Consider the following 20,638-nt stretch of genomic DNA (forward strand, 5'->3'; position numbering starts at 1 on the left):
CTGGCAGCAGCCATGACACTTCATATTTCCTACCCCGCTGAGCTGCCCGTATCCGAGCGCCGCGAGGATCTGATGGCGGCCATTGCCGCAAACCAGGTCACCATCATCGCCGGCGAGACCGGTTCCGGTAAGACCACGCAGATCCCCAAGATGTGCCTCGAACTTGGCCTTGGAGACAAAGGCCTGATCGGGCACACCCAGCCGCGCCGCCTGGCAGCCCGTACCGTCGCAGAACGAATCGCCTCGGAACTGGACGTCGAAATCGGACAGGAGGTGGGCTTCCAGGTCCGCTTCACCGGAGAGGTCAGCGCGTCCACCAAGATCAAGCTGATGACCGACGGCATCCTTCTGGCGGAGATCCAAAGAGACAAGCTGCTGCGCAAATACAGCACCATCATCATCGATGAAGCCCATGAGCGCAGCCTCAACATCGATTTCATCCTGGGCTACATCAAACGCATCCTCCCCCAGCGCCCGGACCTCAAGATCATCATCACCTCGGCCACCATCGATCCCCAGCGCTTTGCCAAGCACTTCGGGAGCGAGGAAGACCCAGCGCCCATCATTGAAGTGTCCGGTCGGACGTATCCGGTGGAGATCCGCTACCGGCCGTTGTCCCAGCCTGCCGGCGGGGATGAGGACACCTCGGACGATGAACTGGAAGAAGACCGGGATCCCCTGGATGCAGTGTGCGATGCGGTGGACGAGCTCGCCAAGGAAGCTCCCGGCGATATCCTCATCTTCTTCTCCGGTGAACGCGAGATCCGCGACGCCGCCGAGGCCATCAACGGGCGCATCCAAAGCAACCGTCGCCTCGCCGGGACCGAAGTACTGCCACTTTTTGCGCGGCTGAGCCTGCAGGAGCAACACCGGGTCTTCAATCCGGGTGGCAAACGGCGCATCATCCTGGCTACCAACGTTGCTGAGACGTCGCTGACCGTCCCGGGCATCAAGTACGTAATCGACACCGGCACCGCACGTATTTCGCGCTACTCCCACCGGACCAAGGTCCAGCGCCTCCCGATCGAGCGCGTCTCCCAGGCATCGGCCAACCAACGCTCAGGCCGTTGCGGGCGTGTTTCCGAAGGCATCGCCATCCGTTTGTACTCGGAGGAGGACTTTGAGTCCCGTCCACAGTTCACGGACCCGGAAATCCTTCGAACCAACCTCGCTGCGGTCATCCTCCAGATGACCGCCATGGGCGTGGCCCGCAGCCCCAAGGACGTAGAGAACTTCCCCTTTGTGGAGCCCCCGGATTCCAGGGCAATCAACGACGGCGTCACGCTCCTGCGCGAACTCGGCGCCTTGGGTTCGCCCAAGTCCGGAGACGCAGGAACGGGAGGCCGCAGCGGCAGCGGCCTCACCGCCGTCGGACAGCAGCTGGCCCAGCTGCCGGTTGATCCCCGGCTTGGCCGCATGATCGTTGAGGCAGGCAAGCGTGGCTGCGTCCGCGAAGTCATGATCCTGGCCGCTGCACTCACTATTCAGGACCCCCGCGAAAGGCCGACGGACAAGCAGCAGCTGGCCTCGGAAAAGCACGCACGCTTCCGCGATGAGACCTCGGATTTCACGGGTTTCCTCAACCTGTGGAACTACATCCAGGAAAAGCAACGCGAGCTGTCCTCCACCCAGTTCCGCAAGCTCTGCCGCAACGAGTTCATCAACTATCTGCGCGTCCGCGAGTGGCAGGACCTCTTTACCCAGCTCCGGCAGCTGGCCAAGCCACTGGGCATCGCGCTGGACAACAGGCGTGAAGCCGATCCGGTGGGCAACTATGAGGGCATCCACATCAGCCTGCTGTCGGGATTGCTGAGCCACATTGGGCTCCTGGATGAGCGCAAGCGCGAGTACGCCGGTGCGCGTGGCAGCCGCTTCGCCATCTTCCCCGGCTCGGCCTTGTTCAAGAAGTCTCCGGCATTTGTCATGGCAGCGGAACTGGTGGAAACCAGCCGCCTGTGGGCCAGGGTCGCCGCCAAATTCGATCCCCTGTGGGCTGAACAGGTAGCTCCCGACCTCGTGAAGCGGTCCTACAGCGAACCTCACTGGTCCTCGTGGCAAGGCGCCGTCATGGCCCACGAGAAAGTCACCCTTTACGGTGTCCCGATCATTCCCAACCGCAGGGTCAACTACGGACGGGTTGATCCCGGGCTCTCCCGCGAACTGTTCATCCGCCACGCACTGGTGGAGGGCGAATGGAAGACCCATCACAAGTTCTTCCACCGCAACCGTGCCCTGCTCCAGGAAATCGAAGAGCTCGAGACCCGCATGCGGCGCCGGGACATCCTGGTGGACGATCAAACGCTCTTCGAGTTCTACGACTCACGCGTGGGCCAGGAAGTAGTCTCCGAAAGGCACTTTGATAAGTGGTGGAAGGACGCCCGGCAGGCAGACCCCACGCTGTTGGACTTCGACCAATCCCTGCTGATGAGCGAAGACGCCGATGCGCTGGACGATTCCGCCTATCCTAAGACCTGGCTGCACAAGGGCTTCGAGCTCCCCTTGAGCTACGAGTTCCATCCCGTGGCACCGGGGTCGGCTCCCAACCCATCGGACGGCGTCACAGCCGAGGTTCCCGTGCTGTTCCTCAACCAATTGGACGACGCCCCGTTCCGTTGGCAGATTCCGGGCCAGCGGGTAGAACTGGTCACTGCCCTGATCAAGTCGCTGCCGAAACAAGTGCGGAAGAACTTCGTCCCTGCACCTGATGTGGCCCGGCAGGCAACCGCGGCACTGGAGACAGACTTTGACCCCGCAACCGATGAGCTGGAGCCTTCCTTGGAACTGGTGCTTCGCCGGCTCCGCGGACACGTTATTCCTCCCGGTTCCTGGAACTGGAATGCCGTGCCGCCGCACCTGCGCGTGAGTTTCAAGGTGGTGGACAGCAAGGGCAAAGTCCTGGACGAAGGCAAGGACCTCGCTGAACTCCAGGAAAAGCTTGCCCCCGCCACCCGCCGCGCCATCGCCGAATCGCTCGGCGCAACCCCGGCCACCACGGCACCGGCCAAGGCCGGTAAGGGACCGGGAGTCTCCGGCCCGGCGAACGGTCAAGGGGCTGCTGTCAAGGCTTCGTCCTCCGGCAATCCCGATGGCGTAGTAGCTGAACGCAGCGGAATCACTGAGTGGGACTTCGGGACCGTGGAACGGCAGGTAACGCGCACCGTCAAGGGCCACGCAGTCACCGGCTTCCCGGCAGTGGTTGATGAAGGGAAGTCCGTGGCCCTTCGGGTCTTCCAGACCAAGGCCGAACAGGAAGCCGCTATGCGTGGTGGCGTCATCAGGCTTCTGGCACTGCGGATTCCGCCTCCTGACCGCTATGTGCTGGAGCATCTGAGCAATATGGAGAAGCTGACCTTCAGCCAGAATCCGCATGGATCCGTCAGTGCCCTGATCGCGGACTGCGCCCTGGCTGCCATCGACAAACTGACGCCCCAGGACCTGCCGTGGGACAGGAAGTCCTTCGATGCGTTGTATGAAGTAGTCCGTGCTGAACTGATCGATACCGTGTTTACGGTGACTGCCGTCGTCGAACGCGTTCTGGCAAGTACGCGGCGCATCCAGAAAGCGCTGAAGTCCAACGCCAGCCTGCCGCTGATCAGCGCCCTCAACGACATGAAGTCCCAGCTGGAGCAGTTGGTCTTTCCCGGCTTTGTGGCACAGACGGGCTACGCGCAGCTTAGCCAGCTGCCGCGGTACTTGCAGGCGATCGAGAAGCGGATGGAGAAGCTTCCCGGCAACGTGCAGCGGGATGGCTTGAACATGGCGATCGTGCAGGCGCTGGAGGATGACTATGACGACGCCGCGTCCGCACTTCTCCCCGGGCGCCGTGCCGGCACAGAGTTAACACGGGTGCGCTGGATGATCGAAGAGCTGCGGGTCAGCCTCTTCGCCGTAGAACTCGGAACCGCATACTCCGTCTCGGAGAAACGCATCCGCACGGTGCTGAACCAGGCGCTCGCCCCGGCCTAGCATCGACCAAAAAACCCGGCGGCGCTGATTCAGCACCGCCGGGTTAACTTTGTTGAGGTCTCAGTCCTGCGGAACAGCATCCCCATGCCCGGCCGAACGCAAGGCAGCACGAAGCTTCACGGCGGTGGCATCCATGACGGCGGGATCCGGATTGTGGTCCACGTTGTGGATCTCGAAGTCCGCGGTGGAGTAGGCCGGCCACACGTGGACGTGCAAGTGGTCCACCTCAAAGCCTTCCATCAGGACGCCTACTCTCCTGGCATCAAACAGGTCCGCCTGGACCTTTCCGATGCTTTGCGCGACATCCATGACCTTGGCCAGCAGTTCTGGACTCGCGTGGGTCCATGAGTCGATTTCCGCGCGCGGCACCACCAGCGTGTGGCCTTGCGTCAGCGGCGCAATAGTCAGGAAGGCCACCACATCCTCGTCCTTCCAGACGAAGCGGCCCGGAATCTCCCCGTTGATGATTTTGGTGAACAGTGTGCTCATGCGTCTGCCCTTTCGGATGGGTCCTGAAGTGTTGAGGTGTCCAGCACGAAACGGTACTTCACGTCACCGGCAACCATGCGGTCGTAGGCCTCGTTCAGTTGGTCGGCCCGCACGATTTCAATGTCACTGGCAACACCGTGTTCCGCACAGAAGTCCAGCATTTCCTGAGTTTCCTCGATGCCGCCAATTAACGATCCCGCATAGGCGAGCCGGCGGCGGATGAGCAGTCCGGGGCTGACAGGCGGCATCTCATCGGCGGGAAGGCCCAACTGGAAGAGCGCGCCGTCCAGTCGAAGCGTGCGGAAATAGGGGTTGAGGTCGTGCGGCGCGGCAACCGTGTCAATAATGACGTCGATGCTCCTGTTGGCGGCTTCCATGGCCTCGGCATCCTTGGACAGGACCACGTGATCGGCGCCCAACTCCCGGGCAGCGTCAAATTTGGATTCAGAGGTGGTGAAAACCGTCACCTCCGCCCCCATGGCCTTGGCGATCTTCACGGCCATATGTCCCAAGCCACCCAAGCCCACCACGCCCACGGCGTCGCCTTCTTCCACATCGAAATACCGCAGCGGAGAGTAGGTGGTGATCCCTGCACACAGCAAAGGGGCTGCCGCTGCCGGGTCAAGGGCCTCGGGAACGCGCAGCACGAACCGCCGGTCCACCACAACCGATGTCGAGTAGCCGCCTTGGGTGATGGCGTCACCTTGACGCGGGTCAGCGGCACCATACGTGCCGATGTTGCCCCTTTCGCAGTATTGCTCCAGGCCTTCAAGGCAGCTTTCGCATTCGCGGCAGGAGTCCACCATGCAGCCGACACCTACGTGGTCCCCCGGCGTGAATTCCTTCACGGCGGAGCCCACGCGGGTTACCCGGCCAACAATTTCATGGCCCGGCACCAGCGGGTATGGAGGAACCCGCCATTCACCGCGCGTCGCATGGACGTCGGAGTGGCACAGCCCGCAAAACTCAATCGCGATCTCTACGTCATCTGCGGTGGGTGCCCGCCTCGCAAGGGTCAGGGGCACCAGGCCGCTGTCCGGGGACGTGGCACCATACGCTGCAGCCAGGGTGGTGCTTCCGGTTTCACTGGTGTCCAGGGTGATGGGTTTGGCAAGGGGCGGGGGCACGGGGCGTCCTGGAGTCATGATCCGACGCTACTCCCGGCAGCGCCGCTTCTGCCACTCGGCCCTACGCCGTCCCCGGCATCTTCCTCCAACGGCTCGCTGCCCACGGCCACCGGGTTACCAGGGTTGTTGGACCACTGCGAGAAGGACCCCGGGTACAGGGCAGCCCGGAGTCCCGCGATGCGCAGCGCTGCGATTTCATGGCTTGCTGTGACGCCGGATCCGCAATAGACCGCCACGGTGGACGTGCCATCCACGCCCAACGCTTCGAAACGGCGGCGGAGCTCTTCGGCCGGCAGGAATGTTCCGTCGGGTGCAAGGTTCTCCGTGGTAGGGGCGCTGACGGCCCCGGGAATGTGCCCTGCCCGCGGATCAATGGGCTCCACTTCGCCCCGGTAGCGCTCCCCCGCCCGAGCATCGAGCAGGACTCCGTCCTTGTGCCACTGAGCGGCTTCGGGTTCGTTGATGGCCGGCATGCCTCCCTCGCCCAAGGAAACACGTCCGACGACGGGCTTCACGTCGCCCGCCTCCACCGGGTAACCACCGGCACGCCAAGCGGCGAGGCCGCCGTCGAGCAGGTAGACAGCATCCAGGCCCGCATTGCGCAGCATCCACCAAACGCGGGCCGCGGCCATGCTCCCGTTGTTGTCGTACGCAACCACGGTATCGCCGTCGCTGATGCCCCATCGCCGCGCCGCATCCTGGAACCGTTCGGTGGATGGCAGCGGATGCCGGCCACGGCCTGGCTGCGCATGGTCGGCAAGCTCCGTGGGGAGGTCCACGAACACCGCGCCGGGCAGGTGCCCCGCCAGGTACTCGCTGTGCCCGTCCGTCCGGCCGAGCACCCAGCGGACATCCAGAAGCACCGTACGCTCCCCTGAATCGAGGCGGTTGCGTAGTTCGGGGGCACTTATCAGCGTGGCCATCGTTTCTCCTTCATTCCCGCGGCATGGGCTCCGTTGCTGCCGGCGCCCGGTTTCCAGCCTAGGCTTATGCGGTGAGCAATTCGTGCATTCAGGACAGGGCATGGGCCAGTGAGGCCATCCGCAAAATCGAGGCCGAGAACAACCGTTCGGCGGACACACACCTTTACGCGGTCCCCCTTCCGGACCACTGGGGCGTCCAGCTGTACCTGAAGGACGAATCAACCCACCGCTCCGGCAGCCTCAAGCACCGCCTGGCGCGGTCCTTGTTCCTCTATGGACTGGTCAACGGCTGGATCACCGAGGGAACCACGATCGTTGAGGCCTCGAGCGGCAGCACGGCAGTCTCCGAGGCCTATTTTGCCCGGCTCATCGGACTGCCTTTCATCGCGGTGATGACAAAAACCACCAGTCCGGAAAAGATCGCCCTGATCGAGGATTTCGGCGGTGCCTGCCTGTTGGTGGACCACGCCTCCGAGGTGTACGCGGTGGCCGAAGAGACCGCGAAAACCTCCGGCGGTTATTACATGGACCAATTCACGCACGCAGAACGCGCCACGGATTGGCGGGGCAACAACAACATCGCCGAGTCGATTTTCGACCAACTCGCCCTTGAGGAACATCCCATCCCGGAGTGGATCGTCGTGGGAGCGGGCACGGGTGGAACCAGCGCCACCATTGGCCGCTATCTTCGGTATAACCGCTACTCCACCCGCCTTGCCGTGGTGGACCCGGAAAACTCGGCCTTCTACCCCGCATGGCGCGATGGAAACGCCGCCGCGGCAACAGGCCAGCCATCCAGGATCGAGGGCATCGGCCGGCCACGATCCGAGCCGAGTTTCGTGCCGGCGGTCATCGACCACATGATCCAGGTGCCGGATGCGGCCTCCGTGGCGGCCATGCGCCACCTCCGGAAACTCACCGGCCTGCACGCAGGACCCTCTACGGGGACCAACCTCTGGGGCGTCTGGCAGTTGGTGGCCGGGATGGTCGCCGAAGGCCGCCGTGGCAGCATCGTGTCGCTGATGTGCGACGGCGGCGACCGCTATGCGGGCAGCTACTACGACGCCGGGTGGCTGGCGGCCAAGGGGCTGGACCCCGCACCGCATGAGGCAGTCCTGGAGCAGTTCCACCGCACAGGGGTGTGGACCGGCTAGACCTCTACCGAGTCGCGTGGGTCAAGACGCTCATAGCTTGTCCCGTAGCGGGCGCCGATACGCCTCACGTGGCCTTCAACAATGCCTCGTCCCAGTTCGTTAAGCAGGGCGTCGTGGACCGGGAACGCCCGGGGAGCGCGGACCGAGATGACGAAGTCAACAACCTCCCCCACCTTGGACCATGGGGCATGGATGGGAACCAGGAGAGTCTTGACTTCAATCCCGTCCGGGACCACGAAAGAGTCCCCGGGGTGGAACACGTTGTCATCTATCAGGTAACCGATGTTGGCCACCACCGGGATCTGCGCATGGATCACCGCGTGCTGGCCGCCGAACGTGCGCACCGTGAACCCCGCGGCGTCGAAGTCGGAGCCCGGCTCAGCCGTGTGGACACGGGCTGCTACATCCGCTTCCTCCCTCAGGGCGGCGGCAACCCCGGCGGGCGCATGGACCACAAGCCCGCCGTCGCTCCGGAGCGCGGACACCAAAGCGGGCCGGTCAATGTGGTCATTGTGCTCGTGCGTAATGAGGACGGCGTGGGCGCCGGTCAACGCTTCCCCGGATTCGGAGAAGGTCCCGGGATCGATGACCAGAACGTTCCCGTCCTTCTCCAACCGGACACAGGCGTGGGTGTATTTGGTGAGCAACATGACCAAAGCCTAGGACCACCGGCTGACAGTTTCCAAGCCTGCCCTGCTGGTAAAATTGGGGTTTGCCAGCATCCCCAGGGAAGTGAGTCCTTCAATGCCACACGGCACCAACTCCGCCACGACCGGCCCCTCGGCGCCGGCCACCAGCGGCGTCAAGGAGCAGCGCGTTACCAAGCAGCGCTTGGCCGTCAGCGCCGCACTGGACGAATTGGATGACTTCGTCAGCACCCAGGAGCTGTACCGCCTGCTGCAAAACAAGGGCATTTCGGTGTCCCTGGCCACCGCATACCGCATTCTTCAATCGTTGGCTGATGACGGACTCATTGATGTCCTCCGCAACGGTGAGGGCGAAGCGGTCTACCGACGCTGCAACGTCACCGGGCACCACCACCACCTGCTGTGCCGCAACTGCGGCAAAGCAGTTGAAGTGGAGGCACCCGCCGTCGAGACTTGGGCGGCACGAACGGCTTCGGAACATGGCTTCACTGAGGTGGCCCACACCGTGGAAATCTTCGGGCTGTGCCCGGAGTGCACTGCCAAGAAGGCAGCCGGGGTTCTCTAGAGAGCGCCTGCCGGCTGGTCCCGCGACACCCTGCCGTTGAGGCCCCTGTTGGCCCTGACCCTTCCGATCACCCTGCACACCACGTAGATCAGGAATGACAGCGTGGTGACGTACGGGCTGATGGGAATCCGGCTGCCGAGGGCCAGCAGAATTCCACCGACCGTAGCCGTCATCGCGAAAACCACGCTCAGCACTACCACCAACCGGGGCGAGGTGGTCACCCGAAGCGCAGCTGCTGCCGGCGTAATCAGCAAGGCAAGGACCAGCAGCGCGCCGACAATTTGGATGGACAGCGCCACGCTGACACCCAGAAGCACCATGAACCCAATGGCCAGGCCACGAACCGGAACACCCCTGGCTTCCGCCATTTCGGGGTCTACGCTGGCAAAGCTCAGTGGCCGCCAGATTGCCGCCAAGGCGATCATCACCACCACTGCGGTTCCCGCAAGAACTTGCAGCTGTACGGTATCGACGGAAACAATCTGGCCGGTCAGCAGTCCGAACTTGTTGGCCGCGCGGCCCTCATAGAGTGCAAGGAAAAGGATGCCCAGCCCCAGGCCGAACGGCATGATGACGCCGATGATCGAGTTCTTGTCCCGCGCCCGGACACCCATGAAGCCCAGCAGCACAGCGGCCGCCACCGAGCCGATCAACGAGCCAAAGATGATGTCGGCGCCGATCAGCAAAGCAAACGCAGCACCGGCAAAGGACAGTTCCGAGATGCCGTGGACCGCGAAAGCAAGGTCCCGCTTCATCACGAACGTGCCCACCAACCCGCCCAGCAGTCCCAGCACGGCTCCAGCCCAAATGGAGTTCTGGACGAGGACCAGCAACTCGCCGTAGTTCTCAAAGTTGAAAATGGTCTGCAGAATGGTGTCGAGGTCCATCTAGAACTCCTCCCCGGCGGTTGCATGGGCATCGTCATGGAAGTGTGTCGTTGCGTCAGGGAGGCCGACGACGACGATCCTTCCGTTGGCGTGGATGACCTCCACATGGCTGTTGTACAGCTCCGAAAGGACTTCCGTGGTCATGACTTCCTGGGGCGTGCCTACACGGAACTGGCCGCCGGCGAGGTAGAGGACCCGGTCAACATAGTCGATCACCGGGTTGATTTCATGGGTCACGAAAATCACTGCACTGTTGCGCTCATGGCACTGCTTGTTGATCAGGGAGCTCACGCCCTGTTGATGGTGCAGGTCCAAGGAAAGGAGCGGTTCGTCGCACAGCAGAACCTGTGGCTCCGTGGCCAGAGCCTGCGCCACCCTCAACCGCTGTTGCTCGCCGCCGGACAATTGCCCCACGGGCACCTTCGCGTAGTCGGAAGCTCCCACCAGCTCAAGCAGTTCGTCGATCCTCGGGTTGACCTTCCCGGCCGAAAGCCGCATGCCCCACCGGTGCCCGTCGATCCCCAGGCCCACCAGGTCGCGGGCACGCAACGGGGTGTCCGGAGCAAACGACTTTTGCTGCGGGATGTAGCCGATCCGCTTGCTGCCGCGCTCCACAGGATGGCCACCCAGGGAAACTGTCCCCGAATGCAGTTCCTGCAGGCCAAGGAGAACCTTCAGGAAGCTGGTCTTGCCGCTGCCGTTGGGGCCCAGGACAGCGAAGAACTCGCCGGGATTGATGTCGAGGTCGAGGTCCCGCCAGAGCGCCCTCTTCCCGAACTGAAGGCTCGCTCCACGGAGGCTCACTACCGGTGTCAAAAGTTGTCCTCGATCCATGCGTCACTGGGAACGCAGTCAATGGTGCCGCTGGTATTTACGGCAGTACTAATGGCAGGCAAAAGGCCCCGCAGCCATCCTGAATATCTTAGGACGTTGGCAGGGCCCTTCACCGCATACCGGGTGTCAGGAAATGCTATTTCTTGAGTGCAGAGGAGACAGCTTCCACGTTATCCGCCATCCACTGAATGTAGTCCTTACCGTCAGGAAGCGTCTCGGTGAAGTTGACCACCGGCACGCCGGCGGCTTCCGCGGCCCGTTTGACGGCTTCAGTCTGGGGCCCTTCGGTCTGCTCGTTGTACGCCAGGAAGCGCACGGATTTGGCGCTGACCAAGTCAGTGGTTTCCTTCAAGACAGCGGCCGGGACATCCGTTTCCTCTTCAATGGCAGCGCTGTAAGCCTCCGGAGTCTTGTTTTCCAGGCCGGCTGCCTCCAAGAGGTACAAGGGCACGGGTTCAGTAACAGCTACCGGCGCGTGGTCATTTTCGGCCTTGACGGCATCAAGCTTTCCGGTGAGGTCAGCGAGTTTGGTTTTGAAGGCTTCGGCATTGGCAGTGAATGTCGCGGCCGATCCCGCATCAAGGCTGCCGAGCTTGGCAGCGACTGCATCGGCGAGCTTGCCCATGGTATCCAGGCTGTACCAGACGTGCTCGTTGAACTCGCCGTGGTTATGCGTGTGGCCTTCTTCGCTGTGGGATTCCTCGCTGTGGGCTTCTTCTTCCGGGGCGAGCCCGGAGATTTCCACGGCGCTGATCATGTTCTCGTGGCCGACCTTGGTCTCATCAGCAATTTTATGGAGGAACTCGTCATAGCCTCCACCGTTCTCCACCACGAGCTTGGCCTTGGAAATGACCAGCTTGTCCTGGGCACTCGCCTCGTAGGAGTGCGGGTCCTGGCTGGTCTTGGTGATGATGGCGTTCACCTTGACCCTGTCCCCGCCAATCGCCTTCACGACGTCACCGTAGACATTCGTCGAGGTAACGACCTCAATGCCACCTGACGACGACGGATCGCTTGCCCCTGCTGTCCCAGCGCAGGAAGAAAGAAGCAGGGCGGCAAGGGCTGCGGAAGCGGCCATGGACAGGCGGGCGGCGGAACGACGCACGAGAACCTCGGATCTACTCAAAATGAGAATCAAACACAATTGCTGGCAGATTCGAGTGTATCTCTAAATAGGAATGATTCCTATTTAGACAAGACCGGCGCCGATCTGATGCGATCGGCGCCGGACTGTTCCGTGGTGCTACTTGACCTGTTGATCTCCATAACGGCGGATGCCCGTCGCCTGCGTGGCGTCGCGGATCTCACCAACCAACTGTTCAATAACGTCCTCCAGGAAGAGGACACCTTGGGTCTCACCGCCGGCGCCGATGACACGGGCCAGGTGCGAGCCCGTCCGTTGCATGACGGACATGGCCTGCTCGATTTCGTCGTCCGGTGCAAGGTTGGCAAAGGAACGGATGCGCCCCTCGGCGATGGGATGCCTTCTGCCCTCGTCCGGGATGGACAGGATGTCCTTCACGTGCAGGTAGCCGGCAAGTTCGCCGTCGTCGTCCACCATGGGAAAACGGGAGAATCCCGTGCGGCTGACCGCCTTTTCCAGGTCTACTGGAGTAGAGGCAGTCTTGAGCACCACCAATTTGTCCAAGGGAACCATGATGTGCGAAGCCGTGTGCTCGGAGAACTCCAGTGCACCGCTCAACAAACCGGTTTCGTCGTCCACCAAACCATGGCGCGTGGACTCCTGGACGATCGACTGCACTTCCTCCAGCGTGAACGAGGAGGATACCTCGTCCTTGGGCTCGATCTTCATCAGCCGAAGGATGTGGTTGGCCAGCCAGTTCAGCGTCCAGATGATCGGGTTCACCAAGCGTGCAATGAACATCAACGGGGGCGCCAACAACAGTGCGGCCTTGTCGGCCACCGAAACCGAGATGTTCTTGGGAACCATCTCGCCAAACGTGACATGCAGGAACGTGACGAACAGCAAGGCGATCGCAAAGGCGATGATGTCCGCCAATTCAACCGGAACGCCAACCAGCTCAAGGGGCTCAGCCAACAAGTGATGGATGGCCGGCTCGGCAACCTGAAGGATCAACAGGGAACAGACGGTGATACCCAGTTGTGCACAGGCAAGCATCAACGACACGTTTTCCATGGCGCGCAGGGTTGTCTGCGCGCGCTTTGATCCCGCTTCAGCCAAGGGCTCGATCTGGCTGCGGCGTGCAGACATGACGGCAAACTCGGCGCCGACGAAGAAGGCGTTGCCGATCAGGAGAACGACGAGCCAGACAATTCCTACCCAGTCACTCATACGGCACCCGCTTCGTGACGCGGATTTTCTGCGTTCTCCTGGGTGCGATCCGCTTCCACATGATGGAAACAAATCCGGTCGATCCTTCGGCCGTCCATCCTGGTCACCGTAAGCGTCCCGCCTACCGTTTCCACGACGTCTCCCGTCCTGGCTATGCGACCAAGCTGGCTCATGACATAGCCGCCCACAGTCTCGTAGGCGGACTCGTCGGGGACCGTGAGGTTGGGTATCTGCTCGGAAACTTCATCCGGCCGCAAGAGTCCCGGGAAGTACCAGTCGCCGGACGCGCTCTGCAGCACTCCCGGGCGGACTTTGTCGTGCTCGTCGGCGACCTCACCGACGATCTCTTCCACCAGGTCCTCAAGGGTGGTGATTCCTGCGGTTCCGCCGTACTCGTCCAGCACGACGGCCAACTGCAGGTTGCCCTCGCGCAACTCGGAAAGCAGCGCATCCAGGTGAATGGTTTCGGGAACCTGCAGGACATCGGTCATGATCGCGCCGGCCTCCAGCTTGGCCCGGCGTTCGGCCGGGACAGCAACAGCTTTCTTGACGTGCACCACGCCGCGGATATCGTCCGTGGAATCACCAATAATGGGGAACCGCGAATATCCGGTGCGCCGTGCGGCGTCGAGGATGTCGGATACAGGCTGGTCCGCGTCGATCGTTTCCATGCGGATACGTGGTGTCATGACATCTGCTGCCGTGCGCCCGGAGAAGTTCAGGGTGCGGGCAACAAAATTAGCGGTCCCGGCGTCCAAAGTCCCCAGCTCAGCGGAGCGCCTCACCAGGGAAGCCAGCTCTGCGGGGGTCCTTGCCCCGGAGATCTCTTCCTTGGCTTCAAGGCCGAACAGATTCAGCACCTTGTTCGAGAACCCGTTAAGAACCACGATGGCCGGCTTGAAAACGGCCGTGAACATCAGCTGGGGCCGGGCCAGGCGTTTGCCCAAAGGGAACGCAAGGGCGATGGCCATGTTCTTGGGAACCAATTCGCCGATCAGCATCGACAAGAGGGTGGCGACAGCCATCGCCAGGATCAAGGCCACCGAATGCGCAGCATCCGGGCTAAGCCCCAGGGACGCAAGCGGTCCCCCAAGAAGTTGACCCAAGGAGGGCTCCATGACGAAGCCGGTCAGCAGCGTGGTCAGGGTAATCCCGAGCTGGCAACTGGAGAGCTGTGTGGACAGCGACTTGAGGCACTTCAGCAGTGGGGCGGCAGCATGATCGCCGTTATCAACCGCACGCTGAACGCTCGATTGGTCCAAAGCAACCAGGGAAAACTCAACTGCTACAAAGAAGCCGGTACCCAGGATCAAGGCAAAGCCGGCGAGGAGAAGAATCCATTCCACTTAGCGCATCACTCCATGAGTGGGCGTGTGCAATGGGGAGGGCGCCTTCAGCGGGGGGATTCGCCCCGGCGGAGGCTGGTCGGGTTCCGCGGACGCATGGTCCGAGGAACCACCGGCTGTGAGCGCCGGCGCGTGATGGGCATGTGAACGGGTATTGCCGGCTCGACGGGCACGCTGTGCGGAGTTGCCAGATTGGCTCCCCCGACAGTTCCCAGGCCGGCACCTAGATTTACTGTCCATAAGAGTTTCAGTCTACAGTCCACCCCCCGGGCACCTCCAACAGCAGGCCTGACTCCGCGACAAAAAAGAAGTGTCACCCCACTAAGTCAGCCGCAACATGATTTAGGTCACCACTATTGGCAGTTAACCAACGATCCTAACTAGACTGTCAGGGGTCTGAGTTCGCGGGACCCGGACCCTGTCCCATCGTTGCGGAAAAGCAACTTTGGCCAGCGGGAAAACAACACTCATGGAAGAGGCGTATTTCAAGTGCCAGAGCAGCCCAGCCACCGTCTACCAGAGGAATTTGGCGGAAACGAGTGGCTCGTTGACGAACTGTACGAGCGGTACCAACAGGACAAGAATTCGGTCGACACCAAGTGGTGGCCGCTCTTTGAATCCTTTGCTTCTGCTGACGGCACTTCTTCCAACGGAACCTCCGCAGCTCCCTCAGCTGCCAATCCACCCACCCAAGTACTTCCCGTGGTAGCCCCGGCTGCAGCGGCTCCGGCACCGGCGCCGGCCGCTCCTGCCGCTGCCGCGGAACCGGCTGCACCGGCGGCACCCGCCCCGGCAAAGAAAGCACCGGCCACCGTAGCCCGGGACGGAGCAAAGAAGCCCGCAGCCGGAACCACTGCCCAGCCCATTCCTGCGCAGCTGCCCAAGAGCACCAAGGCGCCCACGGCACCTGAGGAAGATGTGGTTTCCGTCCTCCGGGGCCCGGCCAAGGCCATCGCCACCAACATGGTGACAAGCCTGGAAGTACCTACCGCCACGAGTGTCCGGGCAGTTCCCGCCAAGCTGCTCATCGACAACCGGGTGGTCATCAACTCCAACCTTGCCCGTGCCCGCGGTGGCAAGGTCTCCTTTACGCACCTCATCGGCTACGCCGTTGTCCGTGCGTTGTCCCAGTTCCCGTCGATGAACGTCTACTACGACGAAATTGATGGCAAGCCCAGTGCTGTGCAGCCCGCACACGTCAACTTCGGCATCGCCATTGACATGCCCAAGCCCGATGGCACACGCCTCCTGATGGTTCCCAACATCAAGAAGGCCGAGACCATGGACTTTGCTGAGTTCTGGCACACCTATGAGGACCTGATCAAGCGCGCCCGTAACGGCAAGCTGACGGCAGACGACCACGCCGGTACCACGGTCTCGTTGACCAACCCCGGTGGCATCGGCACCGTGCACTCCGTGCCTCGCCTCTCCAAGGGCCAGGCCGCCATCATCGGCGTCGGTGCCCTTGACTACCCCGCAGAGTTCCAGGGCGCCAGCGAGAAGATCCTCGCCCAGAACGCCATCAGCAAGATCCTCACGCTGACGTCCACCTATGACCACCGGGTCATCCAGGGCGCCGGCAGCGGCGAGTTCCTCAAGCTTGTCCATCAGCTCCTGCTCGGTGCGCAGAACTTCTATGACGAAATCTTTGAAGCCCTGCGCATTCCCTACGAGCCTGTCCGCTGGAGCCCGGACCTCCAAGTGGACCCTGCCGACGAGATCAACAAGGTTGCCCGCATCCAGCAGCTGATCCACTCCTACCGCGTGCGCGGCCACCTGATGGCGGACACCGATCCCCTGGAGTACGTCCAGCGCAAGCACCCGGACCTTGACGTCCTCACCTACGGCCTCACCCTGTGGGACCTGGACCGCGAATGGCCCACCGGCGGGTTCGGCGGCAAGCCGCAGCTTAAGTTCCGCGACATCCTCGGGGTCTTGCGTGACGCATACTGCCGCACCACGGGCATTGAGTACATGCACATCCAGGAACCTGCAGAACGCAAGTGGTTCCAGGACCAGCTGGAGCACCCCTACTCCAAGCCGAGCCGTGAAGAGCAGCTGCGCATCGTTTCCAAGCTCAACGCCGCAGAAGCTTTCGAAACGTTCCTGCAGACCAAGTTCGTTGGCCAGAAGCGCTTCTCGCTGGAGGGCGGCGAGTCACTGATTCCGTTGCTCGACGCCGTTATCTCGGATGCTGCGGACGACGGTCTGGACGAAGTTGCCATCGGCATGGCCCACCGCGGCCGCCTCAACGTGCTGACCAACATCGCCGGCAAGACCTACGCACAGGTCTTCCGCGAATTCGAAGGCACCCAGGACCCTCGCTCCGTGCAGGGCTCCGGTGACGTCAAGTACCACCTCGGCACCGAAGGTACCTTCACCTCGGACAACGGCAAGCAGACCAAGGTCTACCTCGCCGCCAACCCGTCCCACCTCGAGGCTGTGGACTCCGTCCTCGAGGGCATCGTCCGCGCCAAGCAGGACAGGCTGGATCAGGGCGAGTCGTTCCCCGTCCTGCCCATCATGGTCCACGGTGACGCCGCGTTCGCCGGCCAGGGTGTTGTGGCTGAAACCCTCAACCTCTCGCAGCTGCGTGGCTACCGCACCGGCGGCACTATCCACGTGATCGTCAACAACCAGGTTGGCTTCACCACGGCGCCGTCGTCATCACGTTCGTCCACGTACTCCACGGACGTTGCCAAGATGATCCAGGCACCGGTGTTCCACGTGAACGGCGACGACCCCGAGGCCGTAGTGCGTGTTGCACAGCTCGCCTACGAGTTCCGTCAGCGTTTCCACAAGGACGTTGTCATCGACATGGTCTGCTACCGCCGTCGCGGCCACAACGAGGGCGACGACCCCTCGATGACGCAGCCGCTCATGTACAACCTGATTGAAGCCAAGCGCTCCGTCCGCAAGCTGTACACCGAGTCACTCATCGGCCGTGGAGATATCACCGAGGAAGAAGCAGAGCAGTTGCTCCGCGACTACCAGGAGCGCCTCGAGCGCGTCTTCGCTGAGACGCACGCAGCGCAGACCTCGCCGATCCCGATCATCACGGCGGATTCCGCAGCTGTCTCGGACATCGAGCGTCCCATCGCCCAGCAGGCCGACTTCGGGACCAATTCCCCGGCGTCCACTGCCATTTCCACTGAGACCCTTGCCCGGATCGGCAAGGCGCACCTGGAAATTCCGGATGGCTTCACCGTCCACTCCAAGCTCAAGCAGCTCTTGGAGAAGCGTGAGCAGATGTCCCGTGAAGGTGGCATCGACTGGGGCTTCGGCGAGATCGCGGCCTTTGGCTCGCTGATCATGGAGGGCGTACCGGTCCGGTTGGCCGGACAGGACTCCCGCCGCGGAACGTTCGTGCAGCGTCACGCCGTCTTCCACGACCGAGCCAACGGCAACGAGTGGCTGCCGCTGGGCAACTTGTCCGATGACCAGGCCAAGCTGTGGATCTACGACTCCCTGCTGTCCGAATACGCAGCCATGGGCTTCGAATACGGATACTCGGTGGAGCGCCCGGATGCCTTGGTCCTGTGGGAAGCGCAGTTCGGTGACTTCGTCAACGGCGCCCAGACCATCATTGACGAGTTCATTTCCTCGGCTGAGCAAAAGTGGGGCCAGCGCTCGTCGCTGGTACTCATGCTTCCGCACGGATATGAAGGCCAGGGACCGGACCACTCTTCTGCACGCATTGAGCGCTTCCTGCAGATGTGCGCCGAGGACAACATGATCGTGGCCAACCCCACCACCGCGGCCTCGCACTTCCACCTGTTGCGACGCCAGGCCTACAGCCGTCCGCGCAAGCCGTTGATCATCTTCACGCCGAAGCAGCTGCTCCGCCTCAAGGGCGCCGCATCCGCCGTCGAAGACTTCACCACTGGTGGCTTCCGGCCGGTCATTGCCGACCCGGAAGTTCAGCCTGCCAACGTGGACCGCGTCATCCTGGTCTCGGGCCGGTTGTACTACGACCTCCTGTCCAACCGGCAGAAGTCCGGCGATACCTCCACTGCCATCATCCGCGTTGAGCAGCTGTACCCGCTGCCCAAGGCTGAGATTGACGCAGAGTTGGCCAAGTACCCGAACGCTGACATCGTTTGGGCGCAGGACGAACCCGCCAACCAGGGTCCGTGGCCGTTCATGGGCCTGAACCTGGCTCCGGAGCTTGACCGCAAGCTCCGCCTGGTCTCGCGTCCGGCATCTGCCTCCACGGCTGCCGGTTCCATGAAGCGCCACGCCGCTGAGCAGGATGCCCTGATCAAGCAGGCGTTCGAACGCAAGTAAGCGAAACTGCCCGGCCTGAAGAGCGAATGCGCCCCTCAGGCCGGGCAGTTCTGTTTAATGGGACAGGTATCCGGTTGCAGAACCGGCCGATGATCCGGCAAACCGTGCAAGGACCGTAACGAGTGTGAAGAGGTAACCGTGGAAGACAGGAAGCTGCGAATCGCAGCTGTAGGAGATGAACTGCTCGCGGGCCTGGGGGATCCCCGCGCCTTGGGTTGGCTCGGACGAGTGCTGGCCCGCACGCCCCAGGACGCCGTCGTAGTGGAGAGTTTCCCGCTCCCCTGCCCCATGGAAGGCACGGAGGGCTTGGCAGCCCGATGGCAGGACGAAGCGGGAAGGCGCTTCAGCGACACCCATGAGAATCGTCTGGTGATCGGGCTTTCAGGCCGCGATCTGGAGTTCGGCCTCTCCACGGCCCGCAGCCGCTTGAACCTGGCCAACATCCTCGACGGTGCCTCGCACAGCAGTGTGGAGGTCTTCGTGGTGGGACCGCCGCCCACGCTGGACCCGGCACGGAACAAACGGCTCGCAGAACTCAACACAGCCTTTGCCGATGTCACCACGCGACGCAACCACCACTACGTTGACACGTTCTCTCCCTTGCTCAATCATGAGCAGTGGAGGACGGACCTCGCAGCCAATGGGGGAACACCGGGCCAGGCCGGCTACGGATTAATTGCGTGGCTCGTCCTGCACCGCGGCTGGTTCCAATGGCTTAATATCGCTCAACCGGAGTAGCCATGACGCGGAAGATGCAGGTTTCTGTCAGAGCAGCATTCACAGTGGTCACCGCCGCGGCCCTGGCAGCCACAGTCTCCTGCAGTTCCGGTCCGCCTGCTCCATCAACGGCGTCATCAACAACGTCATCATCAGCGGCATCGGCGTCAGCGCCCGCCGCGACACCATCATCCACGTCACCTCCGGCGTCTGGAGCGCTGCAGCCTTTCGATGCTGCGACACTCCGTGCGGAATTCGAACGCACAGCAAAAGAACTTCTGGTGCCAGGTGCCATGGTGCTGTTGCAGACTCCCGGTGGATCACTGACTGCGTCCTACGGCACTGGGAGCCGGGGTACTGACCGTGCGGTATCTGCCGAGGACCACATCCGGGTGGGTTCGGTCACCAAGACCTGGACCACCACCGTGGTCCTGCAATTGGTGCAGGAAGGCAAACTTGCACTGGATGATCCCGTCTCCAAGTACCGTCCCGACGTCCCCAATGGAGACGCGATCACCCTTGAACAAATGCTGACCATGCGGAGTGGCCTGTTCAACTACACCGAAACACTCGAGCTCAACACAGGCATGGACCAGGATCCGCAAAAAGTCTGGCAGCCCGAAGAACTCCTTGCCTTGGCATTCGCGCACCCACCGTATTTCGCCCCGGGGCAGGGATTTCACTACTCCAACACAAATACCGTTCTTCTGGGCCTGATCTCCGAAAAAGTCGAAGGCAAGCCCCTTGCAACCCTTTTCAGGGAGCGAATTTTCGAGCCACTTGGATTGACGGGGACGGTCTTTCCCGAGCTTTCGTCCAACGCCATTCCGGAGCCCCATCCCCGCGGCTATTTCCATGGGGACAACGTCTTGACCATGACCAATCCGGCCCTCCCCGGGGAAATGCAGAAGGAAGCAACTGCCGGCGCCCTGGCACCGAACGATGTCACTGACGGTAATCCGTCCTGGGCATGGGCTGCAGGATCAGGCATCTCCACAGCCGCAGATTTGAAGATTTTGGGCGAGGCCCTCGTCAACGGAAAGCTCCTGAAGCCCGAACTCCAGCAGAAGCGGCTTGACAGCGTCACCCCCACCAATCCGGACAATCCCGCCGGAGCTTCTTATGGTTTGGGCATTGCCAAGTTCGGCAATTTGTACGGGCACACCGGCGAGTTGCCAGGCTTCAATACCTTTATGGGAAACGACCCCGTCAACTCCGTCACCTTGGTGGTGTGGACCAACCTGGCCCCCGCTGCCGACGGGCGGGACCCTGCTACCACCATTGCGCGCACGTTGATTGGCAAGGTGTACCGACCGGCCGCCTGACTTTCCGCAGGCCATTGATTCCTGGCCATTCGCGATATATCGTGATTTCATCAAACG

Annotated in this window: 16 protein-coding genes; 6 read left to right on the plus strand and 10 right to left on the minus strand. The window is 62.2% G+C overall.

Annotation, left to right across the window (positions count from 1 at the left end; translation table 11 throughout):
- Window positions 1–12: 12 nt before the first annotated feature.
- On the plus strand, window positions 13–3,966 hold the full coding sequence (hrpA, locus tag AB4Y77_RS01030; protein WP_442012709.1) for an ATP-dependent RNA helicase HrpA: 3,954 nt from the start codon (window positions 13–15) through the stop codon (window positions 3,964–3,966).
- A gap of 60 nt (window positions 3,967–4,026) precedes the next feature.
- On the opposite strand, the gene AB4Y77_RS01035 is transcribed toward hrpA, so the two are convergent.
- The 3 genes from AB4Y77_RS01035 to AB4Y77_RS01045 are packed head-to-tail and all read right to left on the minus strand — an operon-like array spanning window position 4,027 to window position 6,505.
- Window positions 4,027–4,455, minus strand: a complete 429-nt coding sequence (locus tag AB4Y77_RS01035; RefSeq protein ID WP_442012710.1) for an HIT family protein — start codon at window positions 4,453–4,455, stop codon at window positions 4,027–4,029.
- On the minus strand, window positions 4,452–5,600 hold the full coding sequence (locus AB4Y77_RS01040; RefSeq protein ID WP_442012711.1) for an NAD(P)-dependent alcohol dehydrogenase: 1,149 nt from the start codon (window positions 5,598–5,600) through the stop codon (window positions 4,452–4,454). Before AB4Y77_RS01040 ends, AB4Y77_RS01035 begins: the two co-directional genes overlap by 4 nt.
- Complete coding sequence (locus tag AB4Y77_RS01045; protein WP_442012712.1) at window positions 5,597–6,505, minus strand: sulfurtransferase; 909 nt, start codon at window positions 6,503–6,505, stop codon at window positions 5,597–5,599. The genes AB4Y77_RS01040 and AB4Y77_RS01045 overlap by 4 nt, the downstream gene beginning before the upstream one ends.
- A 71-nt stretch (window positions 6,506–6,576) precedes the next feature.
- Between AB4Y77_RS01045 and AB4Y77_RS01050 the strand changes: the two genes are divergently transcribed.
- The gene (locus AB4Y77_RS01050) at window positions 6,577–7,659 is read left to right on the plus strand and encodes a PLP-dependent cysteine synthase family protein (RefSeq protein ID WP_442012713.1); all 1,083 of its coding nucleotides are present in this window, start codon (window positions 6,577–6,579) and stop codon (window positions 7,657–7,659) included.
- On the opposite strand, the gene AB4Y77_RS01055 is transcribed toward AB4Y77_RS01050, so the two are convergent.
- Window positions 7,656–8,309 carry an MBL fold metallo-hydrolase gene (locus AB4Y77_RS01055; RefSeq protein WP_442012714.1) on the minus strand — a complete coding sequence of 218 codons (654 nt, stop codon included), beginning with the start codon at window positions 8,307–8,309 and terminating at the stop codon, window positions 7,656–7,658. The two genes, AB4Y77_RS01050 and AB4Y77_RS01055, sit on opposite strands and share 4 nt — an antisense overlap.
- A 94-nt stretch (window positions 8,310–8,403) precedes the next feature.
- On the opposite strand from AB4Y77_RS01055, the gene AB4Y77_RS01060 reads away from it, so the two are divergent.
- Window positions 8,404–8,871, plus strand: coding sequence for a Fur family transcriptional regulator (locus tag AB4Y77_RS01060; RefSeq protein ID WP_311212686.1), 468 nt, complete (start codon window positions 8,404–8,406; stop codon window positions 8,869–8,871).
- On the opposite strand, the gene AB4Y77_RS01065 is transcribed toward AB4Y77_RS01060, so the two are convergent.
- The 5 genes from AB4Y77_RS01065 to AB4Y77_RS01085 form a co-directional block, all read right to left on the minus strand.
- Entirely contained in the window at window positions 8,868–9,758 is an 891-nt protein-coding gene (locus AB4Y77_RS01065; RefSeq protein ID WP_311212687.1) for a metal ABC transporter permease, read from the minus strand. The two genes, AB4Y77_RS01060 and AB4Y77_RS01065, sit on opposite strands and share 4 nt — an antisense overlap.
- On the minus strand, window positions 9,759–10,592 hold the full coding sequence (locus AB4Y77_RS01070) for a metal ABC transporter ATP-binding protein (protein ID WP_311212688.1): 834 nt from the start codon (window positions 10,590–10,592) through the stop codon (window positions 9,759–9,761).
- A 136-nt stretch (window positions 10,593–10,728) separates the two neighbouring features.
- Window positions 10,729–11,730, minus strand: a complete 1,002-nt coding sequence (locus AB4Y77_RS01075; protein ID WP_311212689.1) for a metal ABC transporter solute-binding protein, Zn/Mn family — start codon at window positions 11,728–11,730, stop codon at window positions 10,729–10,731.
- A gap of 105 nt (window positions 11,731–11,835) precedes the next feature.
- A complete protein-coding gene (locus AB4Y77_RS01080; protein WP_311212690.1) occupies window positions 11,836–12,906 on the minus strand; it encodes a hemolysin family protein in 1,071 nt (356 codons plus the stop codon).
- Complete coding sequence (locus AB4Y77_RS01085) at window positions 12,903–14,252, minus strand: hemolysin family protein (RefSeq protein WP_442012715.1); 1,350 nt, start codon at window positions 14,250–14,252, stop codon at window positions 12,903–12,905. Before AB4Y77_RS01085 ends, AB4Y77_RS01080 begins: the two co-directional genes overlap by 4 nt.
- 489 nt (window positions 14,253–14,741) lie before the next feature.
- Here AB4Y77_RS01085 and AB4Y77_RS01090 point away from each other — a divergent pair, with 489 nt between their 5' ends.
- Both AB4Y77_RS01090 and AB4Y77_RS01095 read left to right on the plus strand, forming a co-directional pair.
- Window positions 14,742–18,539: a multifunctional oxoglutarate decarboxylase/oxoglutarate dehydrogenase thiamine pyrophosphate-binding subunit/dihydrolipoyllysine-residue succinyltransferase subunit gene (locus AB4Y77_RS01090; RefSeq protein ID WP_311212692.1), complete on the plus strand. Its 3,798-nt coding sequence runs from the start codon at window positions 14,742–14,744 to the stop codon at window positions 18,537–18,539.
- Window positions 18,540–18,677: 138 nt separating this feature from the next.
- Window positions 18,678–19,277 carry a GDSL-type esterase/lipase family protein gene (locus tag AB4Y77_RS01095; RefSeq protein ID WP_207593932.1) on the plus strand — a complete coding sequence of 200 codons (600 nt, stop codon included), beginning with the start codon at window positions 18,678–18,680 and terminating at the stop codon, window positions 19,275–19,277.
- Here AB4Y77_RS01095 and AB4Y77_RS01100 read toward each other — a convergent pair.
- Complete coding sequence (locus tag AB4Y77_RS01100) at window positions 19,255–19,452, minus strand: hypothetical protein (protein WP_311212876.1); 198 nt, start codon at window positions 19,450–19,452, stop codon at window positions 19,255–19,257. The two genes, AB4Y77_RS01095 and AB4Y77_RS01100, sit on opposite strands and share 23 nt — an antisense overlap.
- Before the next feature lie 22 nt (window positions 19,453–19,474).
- Between AB4Y77_RS01100 and AB4Y77_RS01105 the strand changes: the two genes are divergently transcribed.
- Window positions 19,475–20,581 (plus strand): serine hydrolase domain-containing protein, encoded by a 1,107-nt coding sequence (locus tag AB4Y77_RS01105; protein ID WP_442013045.1) that lies wholly within the window; start codon window positions 19,475–19,477, stop codon window positions 20,579–20,581.
- Window positions 20,582–20,638: the final 57 nt, after the last annotated feature.

The sequence above is a fragment of the Paenarthrobacter sp. YAF11_1 genome, from assembly GCF_052113445.1.
In the GTDB taxonomy this organism is placed as follows: Bacteria; Actinomycetota; Actinomycetes; order Actinomycetales; family Micrococcaceae; genus Arthrobacter.